Genomic DNA, 16,018 nt, shown 5'->3' with positions numbered 1-16,018 from the left:
GGAATGATTTATAACTGTCCAGTAACGCGTAAAAGTTTGATATAATTTAAGATTATTGCCGTGCGATCGTCTAAAGTTTGCAATTCTGCCTGAAGCTTCGTATTCGATGCGTCGATAATTTCTGTAATGGTGACCAATTGATTTTTATATTTTAACTCTGTAATTCGATAATTTTCGTCAGCTGCTTTTTCGTTAATTGCACTAACTTCTGTTTGCATAACCGCTTGGCGGTAATTTTTATAAGCCGCATTTACCTGCGTTTCAATTTGTTGCATGACGGCAATTTTTGCCAATTCTGCTTGTTCAATTAAAACTTTGTCTACAAGTACTTTTTTACCATTTTTGTAGAGTGTTTCAAAATTGTAAGACAAATTAAGTCCAACTTGATAAGTAGTAGAATAAAAATCTAAAGCAGGCACCGCGCTCGTCATTGGTCGAGAGGCATTATATCCAGAAAAGGCAGCTAGAGTAGGCATGTTTTCAGCTTTTGTCAGTTCTAAATTCTTCTTGCTCATTGCAATCTGAATGTCACTTATACTTAATTGCGGATTGTTTTTATACGCCAGCTCCAAAAAATACGCTTCGTCTTGCTCCCGTATTTGATGATTAATATTACTAACGTCTGGGACAATAAGCACCTCTTCTCTTAAGCCGGCATACAGCAACAAGTTTTTATTTGTGATTTCAATTGAATTTTGAATCTGTAAAATATTCTGTTCCAGCTGTCTTCTTAAAACCTCGGCTCGAAGCACTTCATTTTTTGTAACCATATTTTGATCGAAGAACAATTTAACATTTTTCAATCGTTCATTAGCCAAGATTTCATTGTTCAATAAGATTTCTTTTTGATTTTGTAAGTTATAAAGGTTCAAATACAACTCGGCCGCATTTAACTTTACGCCCAAGCCTACGTCAGTAAACTGATTTTCGGCTAAGTTTTTACTCAATTCGGCAAGTTCAATACCTTTGGTAATTCTGCCGCCGCCATAAATAAGTTGCTTTGCGGAAAGTGTAAATTGATGCCCGAAATTCGGGAGATCTACTTTTTGAAATTGAGACCAATGTTTATCATATATAGTAACATCACTCAAATACATAGCATTCATATCAGCACCAATGTCCGGCAGCCGGTTCATTTTTACATCTCCAATTCTAGCATCTGCGAGCTTCACCGAAACATCAGCTAATTTGATTTGAATGTTTTTAGCCACCAAACTATCGGCCAGTTGCTGAATCGTCATTTTGCGCTCTGGTAACTCTTGTGCTACAGTGATTTGCAAAATAAAAAGCGACAACAGCAAAAGATTGGTTTTGTTTATATATTTCATAATATTAAAATAATAAGATTCTAAATTATTAAAATAAAATGTTAATAAAAAATTTATGTTGCTTTGTTTTAACTCTTTAAATCAATAATTATAAAAATAAATCGCTTTCTCTGTAATTATATTAGTTAGCTGCTATTTTTTAAGTGCTTAACTAATTGATGTTCCTAAAATCACATTCACCTTGTACCGATAAATTGCCGAAAATTAAAAACCAAAACGTTGCAAACGTGCCTAAAACTTTACGAACTTTGCGACAAAAACAAAATCTATGCTCAAAATAGCACATCGCGGTGCCAAAGGGTACAAGCCCGAAAACACTTTGGCTGCTTTTACTACAGCATTAGACATGAAGGCTGACGGTATAGAATTAGACATTCAGCTAAGTACCGATGGAGTACTTGTCGTTTTTCATGATGAAACTTTAGACCGATTAACAAACGGAACAGGTTTAGTAAGCAGTTTTTCTTTACAAGAATTAAAAACATATCGCATTGCAAACGAGCATCCAATTCCGACTTTAAAAGAAGTTCTTGAATTAGTGAATCAAAAATGTTTGTTGAATATCGAAATTAAAAATTCAGCAGCGACTGCACTGCTAATTAGTTTAATCGAAGAGTTTGTAACTACCAAAAACTGGAAATATGATTCATTTATCATTTCTAGCTTTGATTGGAATGCTTTGCAGCAAATTCACAATTCGAATCCAAAAATTCCGATCGGGATTTTAACAGAAACCAATTTAGATTTAGCGATATCCTTTGCCAATAACATCTCGGCAAAAGCAATTCATCCCCATTTCACTTTACTGAATCCAGCAAATACGAAGAAAATTCAAGATCATAACCTACTAGTTTTTCCGTGGACGGTAAACGAACAGGAAGACTTAGATCGATTAAAAACATACAACGTAAACGGAATTATTACCGATTTTACAGACCGAATATGAGCCAAAATTTTGATATAATTATTGTAGGTGGCGGTGCTGCCGGATTTTTTACAGCGATTAATATTGTGGAGAAAAACCCCAAAGCGAAAGTTGCCATTTTAGAGCGGGGAAAAGAAGTATTGTCTAAAGTTCGTGTTTCTGGAGGAGGACGTTGCAATGTCACCCACGCTTGTTTTGAGCCCAACGAATTAGTGAAGTTTTATCCTCGCGGAGAAAAAGAATTACGTGGTCCTTTTCATCAATTTGGATCGGGAGACACGATCGAATGGTTTGAAAAACACGGCGTAGAACTCAAGATTGAAGATGATGGACGCATGTTTCCGACTTCCAATTCTTCTCAAACTATTATTGATTGTTTCTTGAAGGCGACCGAAAAACTCGGAATAAAAATACTAACGGGACAAAGTGTGCAAGCCATTTTTAAAAAAGATGATATCTGGAAAATTGACACGCAAAACGAGCAATACGTTTGCGAAAAATTAGTCATGGCCACCGGAAGCAATCCTAAAATATGGGAATTATTGCAGCAATACGGTCATGCGATTGTTTCGCCAGTGCCTTCTTTATTTACGTTCAACATAAAAGACAAGCGAATTAAAGAATTACCTGGAGTTGCAGCAAAAGTTACCGTAAATGTAAAAGACACTAAACTTGAATCGACTGGTCCGTTGTTGATTACGCATTGGGGAATGAGCGGTCCTGCAATTCTAAAATTATCGGCTTGGGGAGCCCGAATTTTACATGATAAAAGTTATCAATTTACCATTTTTGTCAATTGGCTGAACGATATAGAAACCAAAGACGCAGAGCAAAAGTTGAAAGAGCTGAAGCAAGAGCATGCTAAAAAAGCCGTTTCAAAAAAATCTCCTTTTGATTTTCCGAATCGCTTATGGGAAAGTTTAGTATTGGCTTCAGAAATTGATACCTCGACTACGCTCGGCACTACAAAATGGGCCGATTTAACTAAAATACAATTGCAAAATCTAGCTTTACAATTAACCAAAGCAACTTTTCAAGTCAACGGAAAAAGTACGTTTAAGGAAGAATTTGTGACCGCTGGCGGAATTGATTTAAAAGAGATCAACTTTAAAACCATGCAGAGTAAGATGCACGAGAATCTCTATTTTGCTGGAGAAATTGTAAATATTGATGCAATCACTGGTGGATTTAATTTTCAGAATGCTTGGACAAGCGGCTTTGTTGTGGCAAATAATATTCTTTAATAAATAGGACTTAGACCTAACAGGTTTTTAAAACCTGTTAGGTCTCTTTTGAATCCAGACGAAAAGCCATTATATTTTCAGTTTTAGCAGCAGGATCTCATCTAAAAAATTATTACAAGATACGCGTACTTTATCTATCCTAAAAATGAAGAATTTAAACAGATGAAAAAGGCAGATGAAAACTGAAAACTATTTATTCAACCACCAAATACTGGCATTCAGAACCATTGCAAAACTTACCCAAGCCAAATACGGAAGAAATAAGTAGCCTGCTATTTTATTGATTTTTACAAACTGATTGTAGGTTTCGTAAATCATCAGCCATAAAACTACTATTTCGATTAAAGCCAATAGCGGATTCTTTAAACCAAAGAACAAAAACGACCAAAGTGCATTCAATGCCAATTGAACTGCAAATACGATCAATGCTTTTTTTACTACCTCTTTATTGCTGTCCAAACGATCCCAAACCAAACCTGCCGCGACGGCCATCATAATATAAAGCGAGCTCCATACTGGTGCAAAAATCCAATTGGGCGGATTAAAAAATGGCTTTTGAAGATGAATGTACCAAGTCGCAATGCTTTCTTTGGTCACTATGCCTGAAAAATAACCTACGCAAAGACAGGTTGCAACCAATACTGATATTTTAGTTAATTTGTTCATGAGATCTCTTTCTATAAAGCCCAAAAATAAACAAAATTTACAGCTATTTGATAATTTCAGAAAGGTATGAGGCAAAAAAAGTATCTTTGCTCAAATTTTATCTTTTATGTTTACAGCAGCTGATTTTATTCCTGAAAAATATACGTCTACAATTGAAAATGGCAGTTTCCAATGGAGTGCGCCAAGCAATATTGCATTAGTGAAATATTGGGGCAAAAAGGAGCATCAAATTCCCGCAAATCCGTCGGTTAGTTTTACGTTAAAGAATTGCAAGACGAATACAAAATTGACTTTTTCAAAAAAAGAGGTGCCGAATGCATTTTCATTTGATTTGCTTTTTGAAGGTAAACCTAAAGAAGATTTTAAACCTAAAATTCAAAAATTCTTTGAAAGAATCGAAGTGTATCTGCCGTTCTTAAAAGAGTTCCATTTTACAATTAATACCCAAAATACGTTTCCGCACAGTTCAGGAATCGCTTCTTCTGCTTCGGGAATGGCCGCTTTGGCAATGAATTTAATGAGTTTAGAGAAGGCGTTGCACCCAAAAATGACTGACGATTATTTCTTTCAGAAAGCCTCTTTTTTAGCACGTTTAGGTTCTGGTAGTGCTTGCCGTAGTGTAAAAGGCAAAGTAGTAGTTTGGGGAAATCAAGCTAATATTAAAGGTAGTTCTGATTGGTTTGGAGTAGAATTTCCATATGCGATTCATGATAATTTCAAAAATTACCAAGACACCATTTTATTAGTTGACAAAGGCGAAAAGCAAGTTTCGAGCACTGTTGGGCACGATCTAATGCACAATCATCCGTATGCCGAAAAACGTTTCGCACAGGCACACGAAAATTTAGATTTGTTGAAAAATATTTTTGAGACAGGAAATCTAGAAGAATTTGTAAAAGTGGTAGAAAGTGAAGCTTTGACATTACACGCTATGATGATGACTTCGATGCCGTATTTTATATTGATGAAACCCAATACGCTTGAGATTATAAATGCTATTTGGAAATTTAGAAGTGAAACAAAAATACCAATTTGTTTTACGTTGGATGCTGGAGCAAATGTTCACGTTTTATACCCCGAAAATACAACTAAAAAAGTAATGCAATTTATTACGACTGAATTAGTTGACTTTTGCCAAAATGGGCAGTACATTTGCGATGAAATTGGAGACGGTGCAATTGCACTATAATTTTCGTATCTTTAGTGAAAGTTTAGAAAAATGCAAAAGAGGCTAATTTGTTTTATATGACAAATTACTCAAAAAACACCATTGAAAGTACTTTTCACACAAGTCATGATTCAAAAATAATTTAAAATAAAAGTATACACTCATCAGACTCAAATGCTTTAAAAAGCAAATGAAGCGATATGAAAGAATACATTAAAACATAAAAATAAATTCCACCGAATGAAAGGACCTTTATTTTACTCAAAAATATTACTTTTTGGAGAATACGGAATCATCCGTGACTCTAAAGGGCTATCTATTCCTTATAATTTTTACAATGGTGCTTTAAAGAAAAACGAAGATCCATCGACTGAAGCAATTGCATCTAATGCAAGCTTAAATCGATTTGCCGTTTATTTGGAGAATTTACAAAACGAGCAACCTGAATTGGTTACTTTTGATATTGAAACGTTAAAAAACGATGTGGCTGAAGGAATGTATTTTGACTCTAGCATTCCGCAAGGATACGGTGTCGGAAGCAGCGGTGCTTTAGTTGCAGCACTTTACGATAAATATGCGCACAATAAAATTACGGTTTTAGAAAATTTAACACGCGAAAAATTATTACAACTAAAAGGAATTTTTGGTCAAATGGAAAGCTTTTTTCATGGTAAAAGTTCTGGTTTAGATCCTTTGAATAGTTATTTGAGTATCCCTATTTTAATCAATTCCCAAGATAATATTGAAGCTACTGGCATTCCGACTCAAAGTTTTGACGGAAAAGGTGCAGTCTTTTTATTAGATTCTGGAATAATTGGTGAAACTGCTCCAATGGTTAGCATTTTCATGGAAAACTTAAAAGACAAAGGTTTCCGTGCGATGTTGAAAAATCAATTTGTAAAACATACCGATGCTTGCGTAGAAAACTTTTTACATGGAGACATGAAATCGTTGTTTACTAATACTAAAAAATTATCAAAAGTTGTTTTAAACCACTTTAAGCCAATGATCCCGGAGCAATTTCATGGAATTTGGCAGAACGGAATTGACACTAATGATTACTATTTAAAATTGTGTGGTTCTGGTGGTGGTGGCTATATTTTAGGATTTACCCAAGATTTAGAACGCGCCAAGCAATCGCTTAAAGACTATAAATTAGAAGTGGTTTACCAGTTCTAACTGTTTTTTCTTTTTATCATTTCATCTTTAAATAATAGTTTATAAATGTTAAGCAGAAAAAACAAACTTCTAGTAATGAAAATTATCAGTTTGTTCTCTGTGGTTCGCGGATACAACATTCCGGTAATTATACTTGCACAATATTTATCGGCAATTTTTATTTTAGCTCCGGAGCAACGTGCATTAGACATCGTACTTGACTTTAACTTATTTCTTACCGTTTTTGCGTCGGCGATTACCATTGCGTCTGGTTATATTATCAATAATTTCTACGACGCCAAAAAAGATTTAATCAACCGTCCTAATAAAACCATGCTGGATCGTTTAGTCAGTCAAAGCACCAAATTAAGAGTTTATTTCACACTTAATTTCATTGCTGTTTTAATGGGATTAGTAGTGTCGTGGCGCGCTTTTTTCTTCTTTTCTGTTTATATATTTTTGGTATGGTTTTACTCTCATAAAATAAAAAAATATCCTTTAGTCGGAAATTTAATGGCTGCTGTTTTGGCTATTTTACCCTTTTCTGCTTTACTCCTATTTTACTATTATAAAGTTCCTTTTGAAGAGCTAGAAAATCAAAAGGCACATTTTGCCGTTATTTTTGCTCATGCTAACTTTTTATTTCTACTGCTGCTAATTCGTGAAATGATTAAAGATTTGGAGAATCTAGCTGGAGATTTAGCCAACAATTACCAAACTATACCGATTATTTACGGCATCACGACCTCTAAAATAACCATTACTGTTCTCACCTTTTTAACGGTATTCCCGGTTTACATTTTAATCGAAATTTACGATGTGGGTTACATGGATATTTATTTTTATATCTCTTTTATTATATTGCTCTTCTTTTTAATGGTTTTATGGGACGCACGTAAAAAAGCACGCTACTTACTACTTCATAACGTTTTGAAGTTTTTAATTGTCGCTGGCGTTTTTTGCATTGTCTTAATTGATCCTAGTGTCTTATGGCACGGAAAAAGACTTCTAATTAGTATGCTTTAGCGGCCACCAACTTGAAGTTTCCTGAAAATCGATTTCTAAAATCGCACGACTCTTTTTTACCACTCCGTTGACTCAATTTATTTCACTTTTATTTACTGAGAGTTTAAACCAGTTTTGATGCATCAGTATGGTTTCTTAGCAATGTACCGTTAGCCCTGATAATAGAGAAAAGCCTTTGCAGGCAAAAATCTATTTTTTCTTGTTGCAACAGAGCGACCAAAGGAAGCTCCTGTAGCAACTTTGAAAAAAAAATTTGTGCCAAAACGCTTGAAACGAATAGCAGGAACAGCTTCTAGAAATTAGCATGATTTTGTTAAAAAACTACGTCTTATTTTATAATAAGCAATTTTATTTTTGCTTATGAATAAATGGTATCTTTGCAAACTGAGGCGATAAGCCCTAAATGATGAAGTAATTAGAAATTTATGAATAACAAGGAAGGCAATAATAAAAGAGGCGGATCGAGACCGAGTAGCTCAAGACCGAGCTCTAACAAGCCAAAACCACCTATGGCGAAGCGCGCACAAGGTCCTAAAAAAGTGAAACCAACTGCCAAAGAGGTAGAAGAGGAAGCTAAAAAAGCGGCTAAAAAACCGAATCAAGCTCCGAAAAGACAGAAGGCTGCTGATGAGATGCGTCTGAATAAATACATTTCGAATTCGGGGGTTTGCTCTCGTCGTGATGCTGATATTTATATTCAATCGGGTAACGTAAAAGTGAATGGCGTTCCAGTAACCGAGATGGGTTACTTGGTAAAAACTACAGATGTAGTGAATTTTGATGGTGCCACTTTGACACCAGAGAAAAAAGAATATATTTTGTTGAACAAACCAAAAAACTTTACAACGGCACTAGACGAAGGTCAAGAGCATCGTAATGTTTTAGAATTAGTTCGTGGTGCAACGAATTCTAAAATTGGTTCTGTAGGTAGAATGGACAAAAACACGACTGGATTGTTGTTGTTTACTAACGATACCGACATGATTCGTAAATTTACTTTACCGAATCAGAAATCGTCTAAAATTTATCAAGTCTCTTTAGATAAAAACTTAAAGTTTGAAGATTTAGAGCGAATTAATAAAGGAGTTGTTATTGATGGTCACCGCGTTTTTGTTGAAGATGTAAGCTATATTGAAAACGAAGCTAAAAGTGAAATTGGTTTAAAATTGCGTTCGTCTAACGTTAAAGTAGTACGTGCGATTTTTGAGCAAGCTGGTTACGATGTACTGCGTATTGACCGCGTTGCGTTTGCTGGTTTAACCAAAAAGAATTTACCTCGTGGTAACTGGCGCTTTTTGACTGATCAAGAAGTGATCAATTTAAAGAACGTTTAGAACTTTTTAGATAAATATAAAAAATCCTGTTTTACTTTGTAAGACAGGATTTTTTTTAGGAAACTTTTGAAGAAAACAAAGTGCTAAAGATCGAGGAAGTAGAAAATCGTCTGCCAGACTTTTCTTCGACATATTCGTAATTAGTATAACCCATTATTATCTTTATTCCACTAGGAATCGTATTTAAAATTCCTCTTTTTTGCTCTTCAATTAGTGCTTTTAATTCGCTTAAACTTTTCTTTTTATTACAGAAGTAGGAAAAACTTAGTAAAGCTGCAAAATTAAAAATTTCACAAGCTGTTTCACTTTTAATACCAATTTCATTAGAAATCATTTCGGTAATTCGTTCCTTTTTATTTTCAAAGAGTTGTGACAATATAGAATCTCCATAAGTCTTGTAACAATCATCTACAGAAAGCAAACGAGATGATTCGAACTCAATTTCATTATAAAATTCGATTTCAGCAACATATTCAAGAGTATCCTTGTACAAATCTTCGGCTTCACTTTTATTTAAAATTCCTAAAAACAAGGTTCCAATTGCAGCGTCGATGGCTTTATTTAGTAAAGAATCATTCTCGAAATAAAATTTATTTAACTTGGAAACAACATTGGAGGAAATAAAACGTTTAAGCTCAATTTGTAAGTTGGGGTTCATACGTACTGATTTATGAAGTGAAATTATTTACTATTTTTCTAAATAATCGATAAAGTGTGGTATTTTATCGATTATGTGATAAATATATGGAAAATAGTCGCTTAAGCAAATAAAATGTTAAAAAAACATTTAAGAACTGTTTAACAATTCTAAAATAGCAGGAAATTAATTACAATTACATAAGTGTATCGTAAAAAATACATAATTTCAATTAGAAATGGATATAAGCGTCAATCGTTTCAAAGTGATCTTTAAATTTAAGTAACTTATGATTATCGTTTTCCGAAATTAGCATTTGATTGGACTCTTTAATTTGCAGACTGATTTTTTTATGATCTAAAACTTCGTCACTATCTGAAACTATTAAAAGGTAATCCTTAAAATAATTAATTTCGCTAATGTACTTTTCGACTTCTTCTGGCATTAATTCTTTAATAAGTACTTGCTCAAGGCTTAATAATGGGTTAAGAAATATTGTTTTGGGATGAATAGTAGACGTAGCTAGCAATTGATTCATTTGAACTATTAAGTTACAACCTGTAGACGAGCCGATCAGTACAGCTTCTAATTTTGACTCTTTAATTACTTCCACCCAATCCTTAATTTTTTCGGCTAAATTGTCACCAACCAACCAATCCAAGCAGATGGCGTTGGGATATTTTATTTGAATGTCTTTAAATTTTTTAGCATTTTTTGAAGAGTGCAAGCCATGCACGTAATAGTACTGTAGTTCTTTTTTCATTCTTTTATTCCATCGTGATTTTACGAAAATAAAAATACTACATATAAAATCTAAAAGCGCATATCAGTATACTATTTTGTCTATCCTTGATAAAGTCAAGCACTACATAAATTTAAAAGAGAGCAAAATTAACCGTTTATTTACTTTTTTAATCTATGAAAAATAGCGCTCTGAAAAGTAAAATAGAAATTCAAAAACGTTAATTATCTAATTATCGGCTAGCTTAAAAAGAAAAAACCCTTAACAAATAGTTTGTTAAGGGTTTCAGTGCGGATAATAGGACTCGAACCTACACGCCTTGCGGCACCAGATCCTAAGTCTGGCATGTCTACCAATTTCACCATATCCGCGTAATTGTGGGTGCAAAGATAATCATATCTACGAAATTTCAAAGGAAATATTAAAAAAATATATAAATCTGTTTTTCGTACTTTTGAAAGTCTAAAAAAACACACTAAATGGAAGTTATAAAGTCGTACATTCAAAAAAACAAGGAACGTTTCCTTAACGAATTGATAGAGTTATTAAAAATCCCTTCGGTTAGTGCCGATGCCGCCTATTCGCAAGATGTTATTGATACTTCTGAAGCGGTAAAAGTAAGTCTAGAAAAAGCAGGTTGTGATACAGTCGAAATTTGTGAAACAGACGGTTATCCAATTGTTTATGGCGAAAAAATGATCGACCCCAACCTACCAACTATTTTGGTATACGGACATTACGACGTTCAACCACCAGATCCAATCGAATTATGGACCTCACCTCCTTTTGAACCTGTAATTAAAAAAACAGAAATTCATCCCGAAGGAGCCATCTTTGCTCGTGGCGCTTGCGACGACAAAGGTCAGATGTACATGCACGTAAAAGCTTTTGAGCTAATGATGCAAACCAACACTTTGCCTTGCAACGTTAAGTTTATGATTGAAGGCGAAGAAGAAGTAGGAAGTGTCAACCTAAAAACATTTGTCGAAAACAACCACGAGAAGTTAAAAAACGACGTGATTTTAATTTCAGACACCGGAATGATCTCCAACCAACAACCTTCTATTACAACTGGTCTTCGCGGACTGAGTTATGTAGAAGTAGAAGTTACTGGACCCAACCGAGATTTACATTCTGGATTATATGGTGGCGCTGTGGCGAATCCAATCAACATTTTAGCAAAAATGATTGCGCAATTACACGACGAAAACAATCACATTACCATTCCTGGATTCTACGATAAAGTTCAAGAATTATCAGTAGAAGAAAGAGCCGAAATGGCAAAAGCACCTTTTAGCTTAGAAAAATATAAAAAAGCCTTAGACCTGAACGATGTTTCTGGTGAAAAAGGATACGTAACCAACGAAAGAAACTCCATACGTCCAACCTTAGACGTAAACGGAATCTGGGGAGGTTACATTGGTGAAGGAGCCAAAACGGTCATTGCAAGCAAAGCATTTGCCAAAATATCTATGCGTTTGGTACCCAATCAAGATTGGGAAGAAATCACCGAATTGTTCACCAAACACTTCATGAGCATCGCGCCCGCTGGCGTTACGGTAAAAGTAAAACCACACCACGGCGGTCAAGGTTATGTTACGCCAATTGACAGCATCGGCTATCAAGCCGCCAATAAAGCCTACACCGAAACCTTTGGCGTTCCAGCAATTCCAGTACGTTCGGGTGGTAGTATTCCAATCGTTGCTTTGTTTGAACAAGAATTAAAAAGCAAAACAATCCTGATGGGATTCGGCTTAGACAGTGACGCGATACACTCGCCAAACGAGCATTTTGGAGTTTTCAATTACCTAAAAGGAATCGAAACTATTCCTTTATTCTACAAATATTTTGTAGAATTATCAAAGTAAAATAATTTTCAAAATTTTATAAAATCCTAAATCCGTTCAGTTATGAGCGGATTTTTTTTTAGGCGTTCCCTGCGGGCGGGCTGTCCACTATATCTTTTACTTTTTAAAGAAAAAAGTAAAAGGATACCGCTTCTATCCCTAACGCAAACCATAACAGCTTCATTTTCAATAATTACACAAATTTATTTGGATAGTTGAATTTTTATTCTACATTTATAGAGCAATGTTTTAGTATGTAGAATATGAGTTATAAAAAAGCACTTCTTTTAGTATTAATTTTGTTCCTTATTGGCTGCAAAAGCAAACCGACCAATCAAACTATAAACAAAAAGAAAGAAGGATTATGGATTACCGAATCAACAATTGACCGTACAAAATATAAATTTGTAGAACGTTATAAAAATAACATCCCAGTAAAAACTTGGAAGGAATTTATAAACGATAAACTTTATAAAAGAGAAACATACAAGTCTGATGTCTGCAAAGTAAAATACTTACACAGCAATGGCAAAAGACAATCTAAAGGCATTACAAGATTAGAAGTAACCACAAAAGAATCGCACTGGTTTTATACGGGACGCTGGAAATTTTATTCAGACGAAGGAAAATTAATTAAGACTAGAAACTATAAAAACGGAGAATTACTTTCCGAAGAAAACATAAATTAAACAATCATGCAACAACTAACCAACGCCGAAGAACAATTGATGGAACATCTTTGGCAACTCGAAAAGGCTTTCATGAAAGATTTGCTTGAGGTTTTACCAGAGCCCAAGCCCAAAACAACCACCGTTGCTACCTTACTCAAACGGATGATTGATAAAAATTTCGTCGCGTACACAGCATTCGGTAATTCAAGAGAATATTATCCTTTGGTTAAAAAAAGCGACTATTTCTCTAAACACGTAAACGGATTAATTAAAAACTTTTTTAATAATTCGACATCACAGTTTGCTTCCTTTTTTACAAACGAAACCAACTTGACCGCTTCAGAATTACAGGAGCTCAAAAAGATCGTAGACAGCGCCATTGAAAACAAGAAAAAATGATAGACTTTTTAATCAAATCCACAATTGCACTAGCTGTTTTGTTAGCAGTGTATTATTTACTTCTCGAGAAAGAAAAGATGCATCAGTTTAACCGCTTCTATTTGCTGTTTGCATTAACTTTCTCTTTGGTACTGCCGTTCATAACCATCGAAGTTATTCCAAAAGTTGCACTGCCTATCCTTGCAAAAAACACCATTTTAATGCAAGGTCAGTCCATGCAGATTATTAAAGACGCACCAAATTTTTGGCTTATTATGATCTGGAGTCTGTACGGGTTAATTACTTCAATACTATCGTTTCGATTCATTAGAAACAGCATGCAATTGCAGGCTAAAACAAAATCGAATACTGCAATCGCATACAAAACTGCCAAACTGGTTTTAGTACAAGAAGATACTTTACCTTACACTTTCTTGAGTACCATTTTTATTAATGAATTGAATTATCGCAACAGCGAAATTGAAGCCGAACTGTATACGCACGAATTAATTCATGTCACCCAAAAACATTCATTAGATATTCTTTTAATTGAGGCTTTGAAAGTGATTTTTTGGTTCAACCCCCTTTTTGTTTTTTATAAAAAAGCCATACAACTCAACCATGAATTTCTCGCCGATGAGAAAGTCGTGACCTCACATAATGATGTTCCGTTCTATCAAAATTTGCTGCTGGCAAAAGCAAACGCGAACCCAACCTATTACTTGGCCAGTAATTTAAATTTTTCAGTAACCAAAAAAAGACTACTTATGATGACAAAAACCACATCCAAAACAAACAGTTGGATCAAAAAATCGATTGTATTTCCTGTATTGACAGGACTTGTATGCTTACTATGCACCAAGACCGTTGCTCAAGTACCAAAAGAAACTAATGCTGAAATAAAAAAGAGTGTAACTAAAGAAGAAACAAATGAAGTTTATAATACCAGTGGCATTTCTGAAAGTCCAACTTTTCCTGGAGGAATTGCTGATTTTTATAAATTTGTTGGACAAAATTTTCAAATACCACAAGCGCAAGCTGGTACCGTTTTAAAAGGAAAAGTTTATGTCACCTTTATAGTGGAAAAAGACGGATCCTTATCGGATTACAATATACTTAGAGATATTGGCCATGGAACAGGCGAAGAGGTTATTCGTGTATTAAAACTATGTCCGAAATGGAATCCAGGAAAAAAAGAGGGTTTACCTGTACGAACAATGTTCAGTCTGCCGATTACAATCGCACCCAATTAAAAAAAACTTGTACGATTGTTTAGAAGAAATAAAATGTTTTTTCTTCTAAACAATTAATAAAACTGCCGTTTTTCAAATCAAAAAGATTAGCAATAAAAAAAATCCGCTTCCCAACCAACAGGAAGCGGATTAACTAAAAACTAAAAAACTATAAAAAACTATTATTTAAAAACTACATCTGGGTTATAGCCATAATATGGTGCTTTTTGCTCGCTAAAAAAGACGCCGTACTCTTCCAATTCTTTAAGAATTGGTAAATAAACTTCTTTAGTAATAGGCAATTGAACGCCAGTTGTTGTTATTTTTTTATTAAGAATTAGCAAGGTCGCTATAGCTACAGGAAGTCCCACCGTTTTTGCCATTGCAGTAAAAGTTTGATCTTCCCCAATACAAACCATTTTTGAATCAATTTGAGTTCTAACCCCTTCTTTTTCATATCCAAACTTATGGTACATGACGATCATGTCTTTGTCTTCGGGTTGCAACGTCCAGCTATCTGAAAGTATTTTTTCTAAAATTTGTGCTGGAGTAGCATTTTCTAGTCCAATAATCTTTGTCGCATTAAACAAATCAAGTTCTACCAATTTATCCCACATAATATCGTCGGGATCAATTTTGAGAATCAATCTCATTTTTATTTCGACAGAATCCGTTGGATGATAAGGCAAAAATGAATTGATAAACTCCCGATAACTCATTGTCTGCGAATTCTCCATGATGTAGCTGTCATCGGTCATACCCAGCTGAACAAACATATTCCACGCTTTTGAAAAACCAACTCTTCTAATCGTTCCTCGGTACAAAGTCAATGCGTGATCTAAACCATAAACCGAGCGGTATTTTAGAGAATCCCTGTTCGGATAAGCTTCAAAACGTCCGTAGTCTTCGACTTGTAAAAACTCTGTCCTCTTAAACAGATTATTATACGGAATGTATTTGTACGTTCCTTCCTGTATAAATTTGGCAGCGCCGCCTTGACCAGCCAAAACAACATTACGTGGCGACCAAGTAAATTTATAATTCCATAAATTGGAATCCGATTCGGGTGCAACAAGACCTCCGCAAAAAGATTCAAAAAGCAGCATTTTTCCACCAGATTCTCTAATCTCATCGATTACTTTCATGGCGCTCATGTGATCAATACCAGGATCTAACCCAATTTCGTTCATGAAGATTAAACCTTTGGCTTTTACTTCTTCATTCAATAGTAACATTGCATCATTGACATACGAAGCAGTTACTAAATTTTTGCCATACGTTAAACAGTCTCGAGCGACTTGAATGTGTAAATGTGCGGGAAGCATCGAAACAACAATGCTGGCTTTTTTGATTGCTTGGTGCCTTTGCACTTCATCAAAAATATCTAATGCAATTGGGGTCGCATTAGAATGATTTTTAGCTTTTTTCTGAGCTTGTTCCAAAGAAATATCAGCGATAATAAGATGTAATTTCTCCTCTATAGCTTTTGACAGCAAATACCGAATTAACGATGATGCTGAACGACCGGCTCCGATGATTAAAATTGACCTCATTTTAACTTTATTTACAACACAAACATAGTAAAATGTTTTATTTATAACAATTTACCGCTCTATTTTCTATAAAAACAAAACAAACAAAAGGCGAAAAACCTTTCTTCTT

At 34.6% G+C, this 16,018-nt stretch carries 15 protein-coding genes and 1 tRNA gene; 10 read left to right on the top strand and 6 right to left on the bottom strand.

Going from position 1 to position 16,018, the window contains the following annotated elements; genetic code table 11:
• Positions 1 to 8 precede the first annotated feature (8 nt).
• Positions 9 to 1,328, bottom strand: a complete 1,320-nt coding sequence (locus ACRASX_RS06300; protein WP_432222789.1) for a TolC family protein — start codon at positions 1,326 to 1,328, stop codon at positions 9 to 11.
• Positions 1,329 to 1,596: 268 nt separating this feature from the next.
• On the opposite strand from ACRASX_RS06300, the gene ACRASX_RS06295 reads away from it, so the two are divergent.
• Both ACRASX_RS06295 and ACRASX_RS06290 read left to right on the top strand, forming a co-directional pair.
• Positions 1,597 to 2,274 (top strand): glycerophosphodiester phosphodiesterase, encoded by a 678-nt coding sequence (locus ACRASX_RS06295; RefSeq protein ID WP_432222788.1) that lies wholly within the window; start codon positions 1,597 to 1,599, stop codon positions 2,272 to 2,274.
• Entirely contained in the window at positions 2,271 to 3,497 is a 1,227-nt protein-coding gene (locus ACRASX_RS06290) for an NAD(P)/FAD-dependent oxidoreductase (protein WP_432222787.1), read from the top strand. Before ACRASX_RS06295 ends, ACRASX_RS06290 begins: the two co-directional genes overlap by 4 nt.
• A 189-nt stretch (positions 3,498 to 3,686) precedes the next feature.
• Here ACRASX_RS06290 and ACRASX_RS06285 read toward each other — a convergent pair whose 3' ends face one another.
• Positions 3,687 to 4,163 (bottom strand): TspO/MBR family protein, encoded by a 477-nt coding sequence (locus tag ACRASX_RS06285; protein ID WP_432222786.1) that lies wholly within the window; start codon positions 4,161 to 4,163, stop codon positions 3,687 to 3,689.
• 106 nt (positions 4,164 to 4,269) lie between these two features.
• Here ACRASX_RS06285 and ACRASX_RS06280 point away from each other — a divergent pair, with 106 nt between their 5' ends.
• From ACRASX_RS06280 to ACRASX_RS06265, 4 genes are all read left to right on the top strand, one after another.
• Positions 4,270 to 5,352, top strand: coding sequence for a diphosphomevalonate/mevalonate 3,5-bisphosphate decarboxylase family protein (locus tag ACRASX_RS06280; protein WP_432222785.1), 1,083 nt, complete (start codon positions 4,270 to 4,272; stop codon positions 5,350 to 5,352).
• A gap of 219 nt (positions 5,353 to 5,571) precedes the next feature.
• A complete protein-coding gene (locus tag ACRASX_RS06275; protein ID WP_066312769.1) occupies positions 5,572 to 6,510 on the top strand; it encodes a mevalonate kinase family protein in 939 nt (312 codons plus the stop codon).
• A 45-nt stretch (positions 6,511 to 6,555) separates the two neighbouring features.
• A complete protein-coding gene (locus ACRASX_RS06270) occupies positions 6,556 to 7,515 on the top strand; it encodes a geranylgeranylglycerol-phosphate geranylgeranyltransferase (protein ID WP_066312767.1) in 960 nt (319 codons plus the stop codon).
• 425 nt (positions 7,516 to 7,940) lie between these two features.
• Positions 7,941 to 8,849, top strand: a complete 909-nt coding sequence (locus ACRASX_RS06265) for a pseudouridine synthase (RefSeq protein ID WP_066312762.1) — start codon at positions 7,941 to 7,943, stop codon at positions 8,847 to 8,849.
• Between the two features lie 55 nt (positions 8,850 to 8,904).
• Here ACRASX_RS06265 and ACRASX_RS06260 read toward each other — a convergent pair whose 3' ends face one another.
• The 3 genes from ACRASX_RS06260 to ACRASX_RS06250 form a co-directional block, all read right to left on the bottom strand.
• Complete coding sequence (locus ACRASX_RS06260; RefSeq protein WP_432222784.1) at positions 8,905 to 9,507, bottom strand: DUF937 domain-containing protein; 603 nt, start codon at positions 9,505 to 9,507, stop codon at positions 8,905 to 8,907.
• Positions 9,508 to 9,718: 211 nt separating this feature from the next.
• Positions 9,719 to 10,249 carry a YqiA/YcfP family alpha/beta fold hydrolase gene (locus tag ACRASX_RS06255; protein ID WP_432222783.1) on the bottom strand — a complete coding sequence of 177 codons (531 nt, stop codon included), beginning with the start codon at positions 10,247 to 10,249 and terminating at the stop codon, positions 9,719 to 9,721.
• A 268-nt stretch (positions 10,250 to 10,517) separates the two neighbouring features.
• Positions 10,518 to 10,599, bottom strand: a tRNA-Leu gene (locus tag ACRASX_RS06250).
• Between the two features lie 108 nt (positions 10,600 to 10,707).
• Here ACRASX_RS06250 and ACRASX_RS06245 point away from each other — a divergent pair.
• The 4 genes from ACRASX_RS06245 to ACRASX_RS06230 all read left to right on the top strand — a co-directional run bounded on the left by ACRASX_RS06245 (position 10,708) and on the right by ACRASX_RS06230 (position 14,377).
• Positions 10,708 to 12,096 (top strand): dipeptidase, encoded by a 1,389-nt coding sequence (locus ACRASX_RS06245; RefSeq protein WP_066312753.1) that lies wholly within the window; start codon positions 10,708 to 10,710, stop codon positions 12,094 to 12,096.
• Positions 12,097 to 12,338: 242 nt separating this feature from the next.
• A complete protein-coding gene (locus ACRASX_RS06240) occupies positions 12,339 to 12,764 on the top strand; it encodes a hypothetical protein (protein ID WP_432222781.1) in 426 nt (141 codons plus the stop codon).
• Positions 12,765 to 12,770: 6 nt separating this feature from the next.
• Complete coding sequence (locus ACRASX_RS06235) at positions 12,771 to 13,145, top strand: BlaI/MecI/CopY family transcriptional regulator (RefSeq protein ID WP_066312749.1); 375 nt, start codon at positions 12,771 to 12,773, stop codon at positions 13,143 to 13,145.
• Positions 13,142 to 14,377, top strand: a complete 1,236-nt coding sequence (locus ACRASX_RS06230; protein WP_432222780.1) for a M56 family metallopeptidase — start codon at positions 13,142 to 13,144, stop codon at positions 14,375 to 14,377. The genes ACRASX_RS06235 and ACRASX_RS06230 overlap by 4 nt, the downstream gene beginning before the upstream one ends.
• 161 nt (positions 14,378 to 14,538) lie before the next feature.
• Here the strand turns inward: ACRASX_RS06230 and ACRASX_RS06225 are convergent, their stop codons facing one another.
• Positions 14,539 to 15,909 (bottom strand): saccharopine dehydrogenase family protein, encoded by a 1,371-nt coding sequence (locus tag ACRASX_RS06225; protein WP_066312741.1) that lies wholly within the window; start codon positions 15,907 to 15,909, stop codon positions 14,539 to 14,541.
• Positions 15,910 to 16,018 lie beyond the last annotated feature (109 nt).

This window comes from Flavobacterium sp. TMP13 (assembly GCF_050847115.1).
Classification (GTDB): Bacteria; Bacteroidota; Bacteroidia; order Flavobacteriales; family Flavobacteriaceae; genus Flavobacterium.
This window is presented reverse-complemented; position numbering and strand designations above follow the sequence as displayed.

What these genes read in the sequence shown, in the direction of transcription:
- ACRASX_RS06240 (WP_432222781.1), top strand. Translation starts at nt 12,339, where the DNA reads ATGAGTTATAAAAAAGCACTTCTTTTAGTATTAATTTTGTTCCTTATT.
- ACRASX_RS06230 (WP_432222780.1), top strand. Translation starts at nt 13,142, where the DNA reads ATGATAGACTTTTTAATCAAATCCACAATTGCACTAGCTGTTTTGTTA.
- ACRASX_RS06300 (WP_432222789.1), bottom strand. Translation starts at nt 1,328, where the DNA reads ATGAAATATATAAACAAAACCAATCTTTTGCTGTTGTCGCTTTTTATT.
- ACRASX_RS06245 (WP_066312753.1), top strand. Translation starts at nt 10,708, where the DNA reads ATGGAAGTTATAAAGTCGTACATTCAAAAAAACAAGGAACGTTTCCTT.
- ACRASX_RS06285 (WP_432222786.1), bottom strand. Translation starts at nt 4,163, where the DNA reads ATGAACAAATTAACTAAAATATCAGTATTGGTTGCAACCTGTCTTTGC.
- ACRASX_RS06290 (WP_432222787.1), top strand. Translation starts at nt 2,271, where the DNA reads ATGAGCCAAAATTTTGATATAATTATTGTAGGTGGCGGTGCTGCCGGA.
- ACRASX_RS06280 (WP_432222785.1), top strand. Translation starts at nt 4,270, where the DNA reads ATGTTTACAGCAGCTGATTTTATTCCTGAAAAATATACGTCTACAATT.
- ACRASX_RS06225 (WP_066312741.1), bottom strand. Translation starts at nt 15,909, where the DNA reads ATGAGGTCAATTTTAATCATCGGAGCCGGTCGTTCAGCATCATCGTTA.
- ACRASX_RS06295 (WP_432222788.1), top strand. Translation starts at nt 1,597, where the DNA reads ATGCTCAAAATAGCACATCGCGGTGCCAAAGGGTACAAGCCCGAAAAC.
- ACRASX_RS06265 (WP_066312762.1), top strand. Translation starts at nt 7,941, where the DNA reads ATGAATAACAAGGAAGGCAATAATAAAAGAGGCGGATCGAGACCGAGT.
- ACRASX_RS06275 (WP_066312769.1), top strand. Translation starts at nt 5,572, where the DNA reads ATGAAAGGACCTTTATTTTACTCAAAAATATTACTTTTTGGAGAATAC.
- ACRASX_RS06235 (WP_066312749.1), top strand. Translation starts at nt 12,771, where the DNA reads ATGCAACAACTAACCAACGCCGAAGAACAATTGATGGAACATCTTTGG.
- ACRASX_RS06260 (WP_432222784.1), bottom strand. Translation starts at nt 9,507, where the DNA reads ATGAACCCCAACTTACAAATTGAGCTTAAACGTTTTATTTCCTCCAAT.
- ACRASX_RS06270 (WP_066312767.1), top strand. Translation starts at nt 6,556, where the DNA reads ATGTTAAGCAGAAAAAACAAACTTCTAGTAATGAAAATTATCAGTTTG.
- ACRASX_RS06255 (WP_432222783.1), bottom strand. Translation starts at nt 10,249, where the DNA reads ATGAAAAAAGAACTACAGTACTATTACGTGCATGGCTTGCACTCTTCA.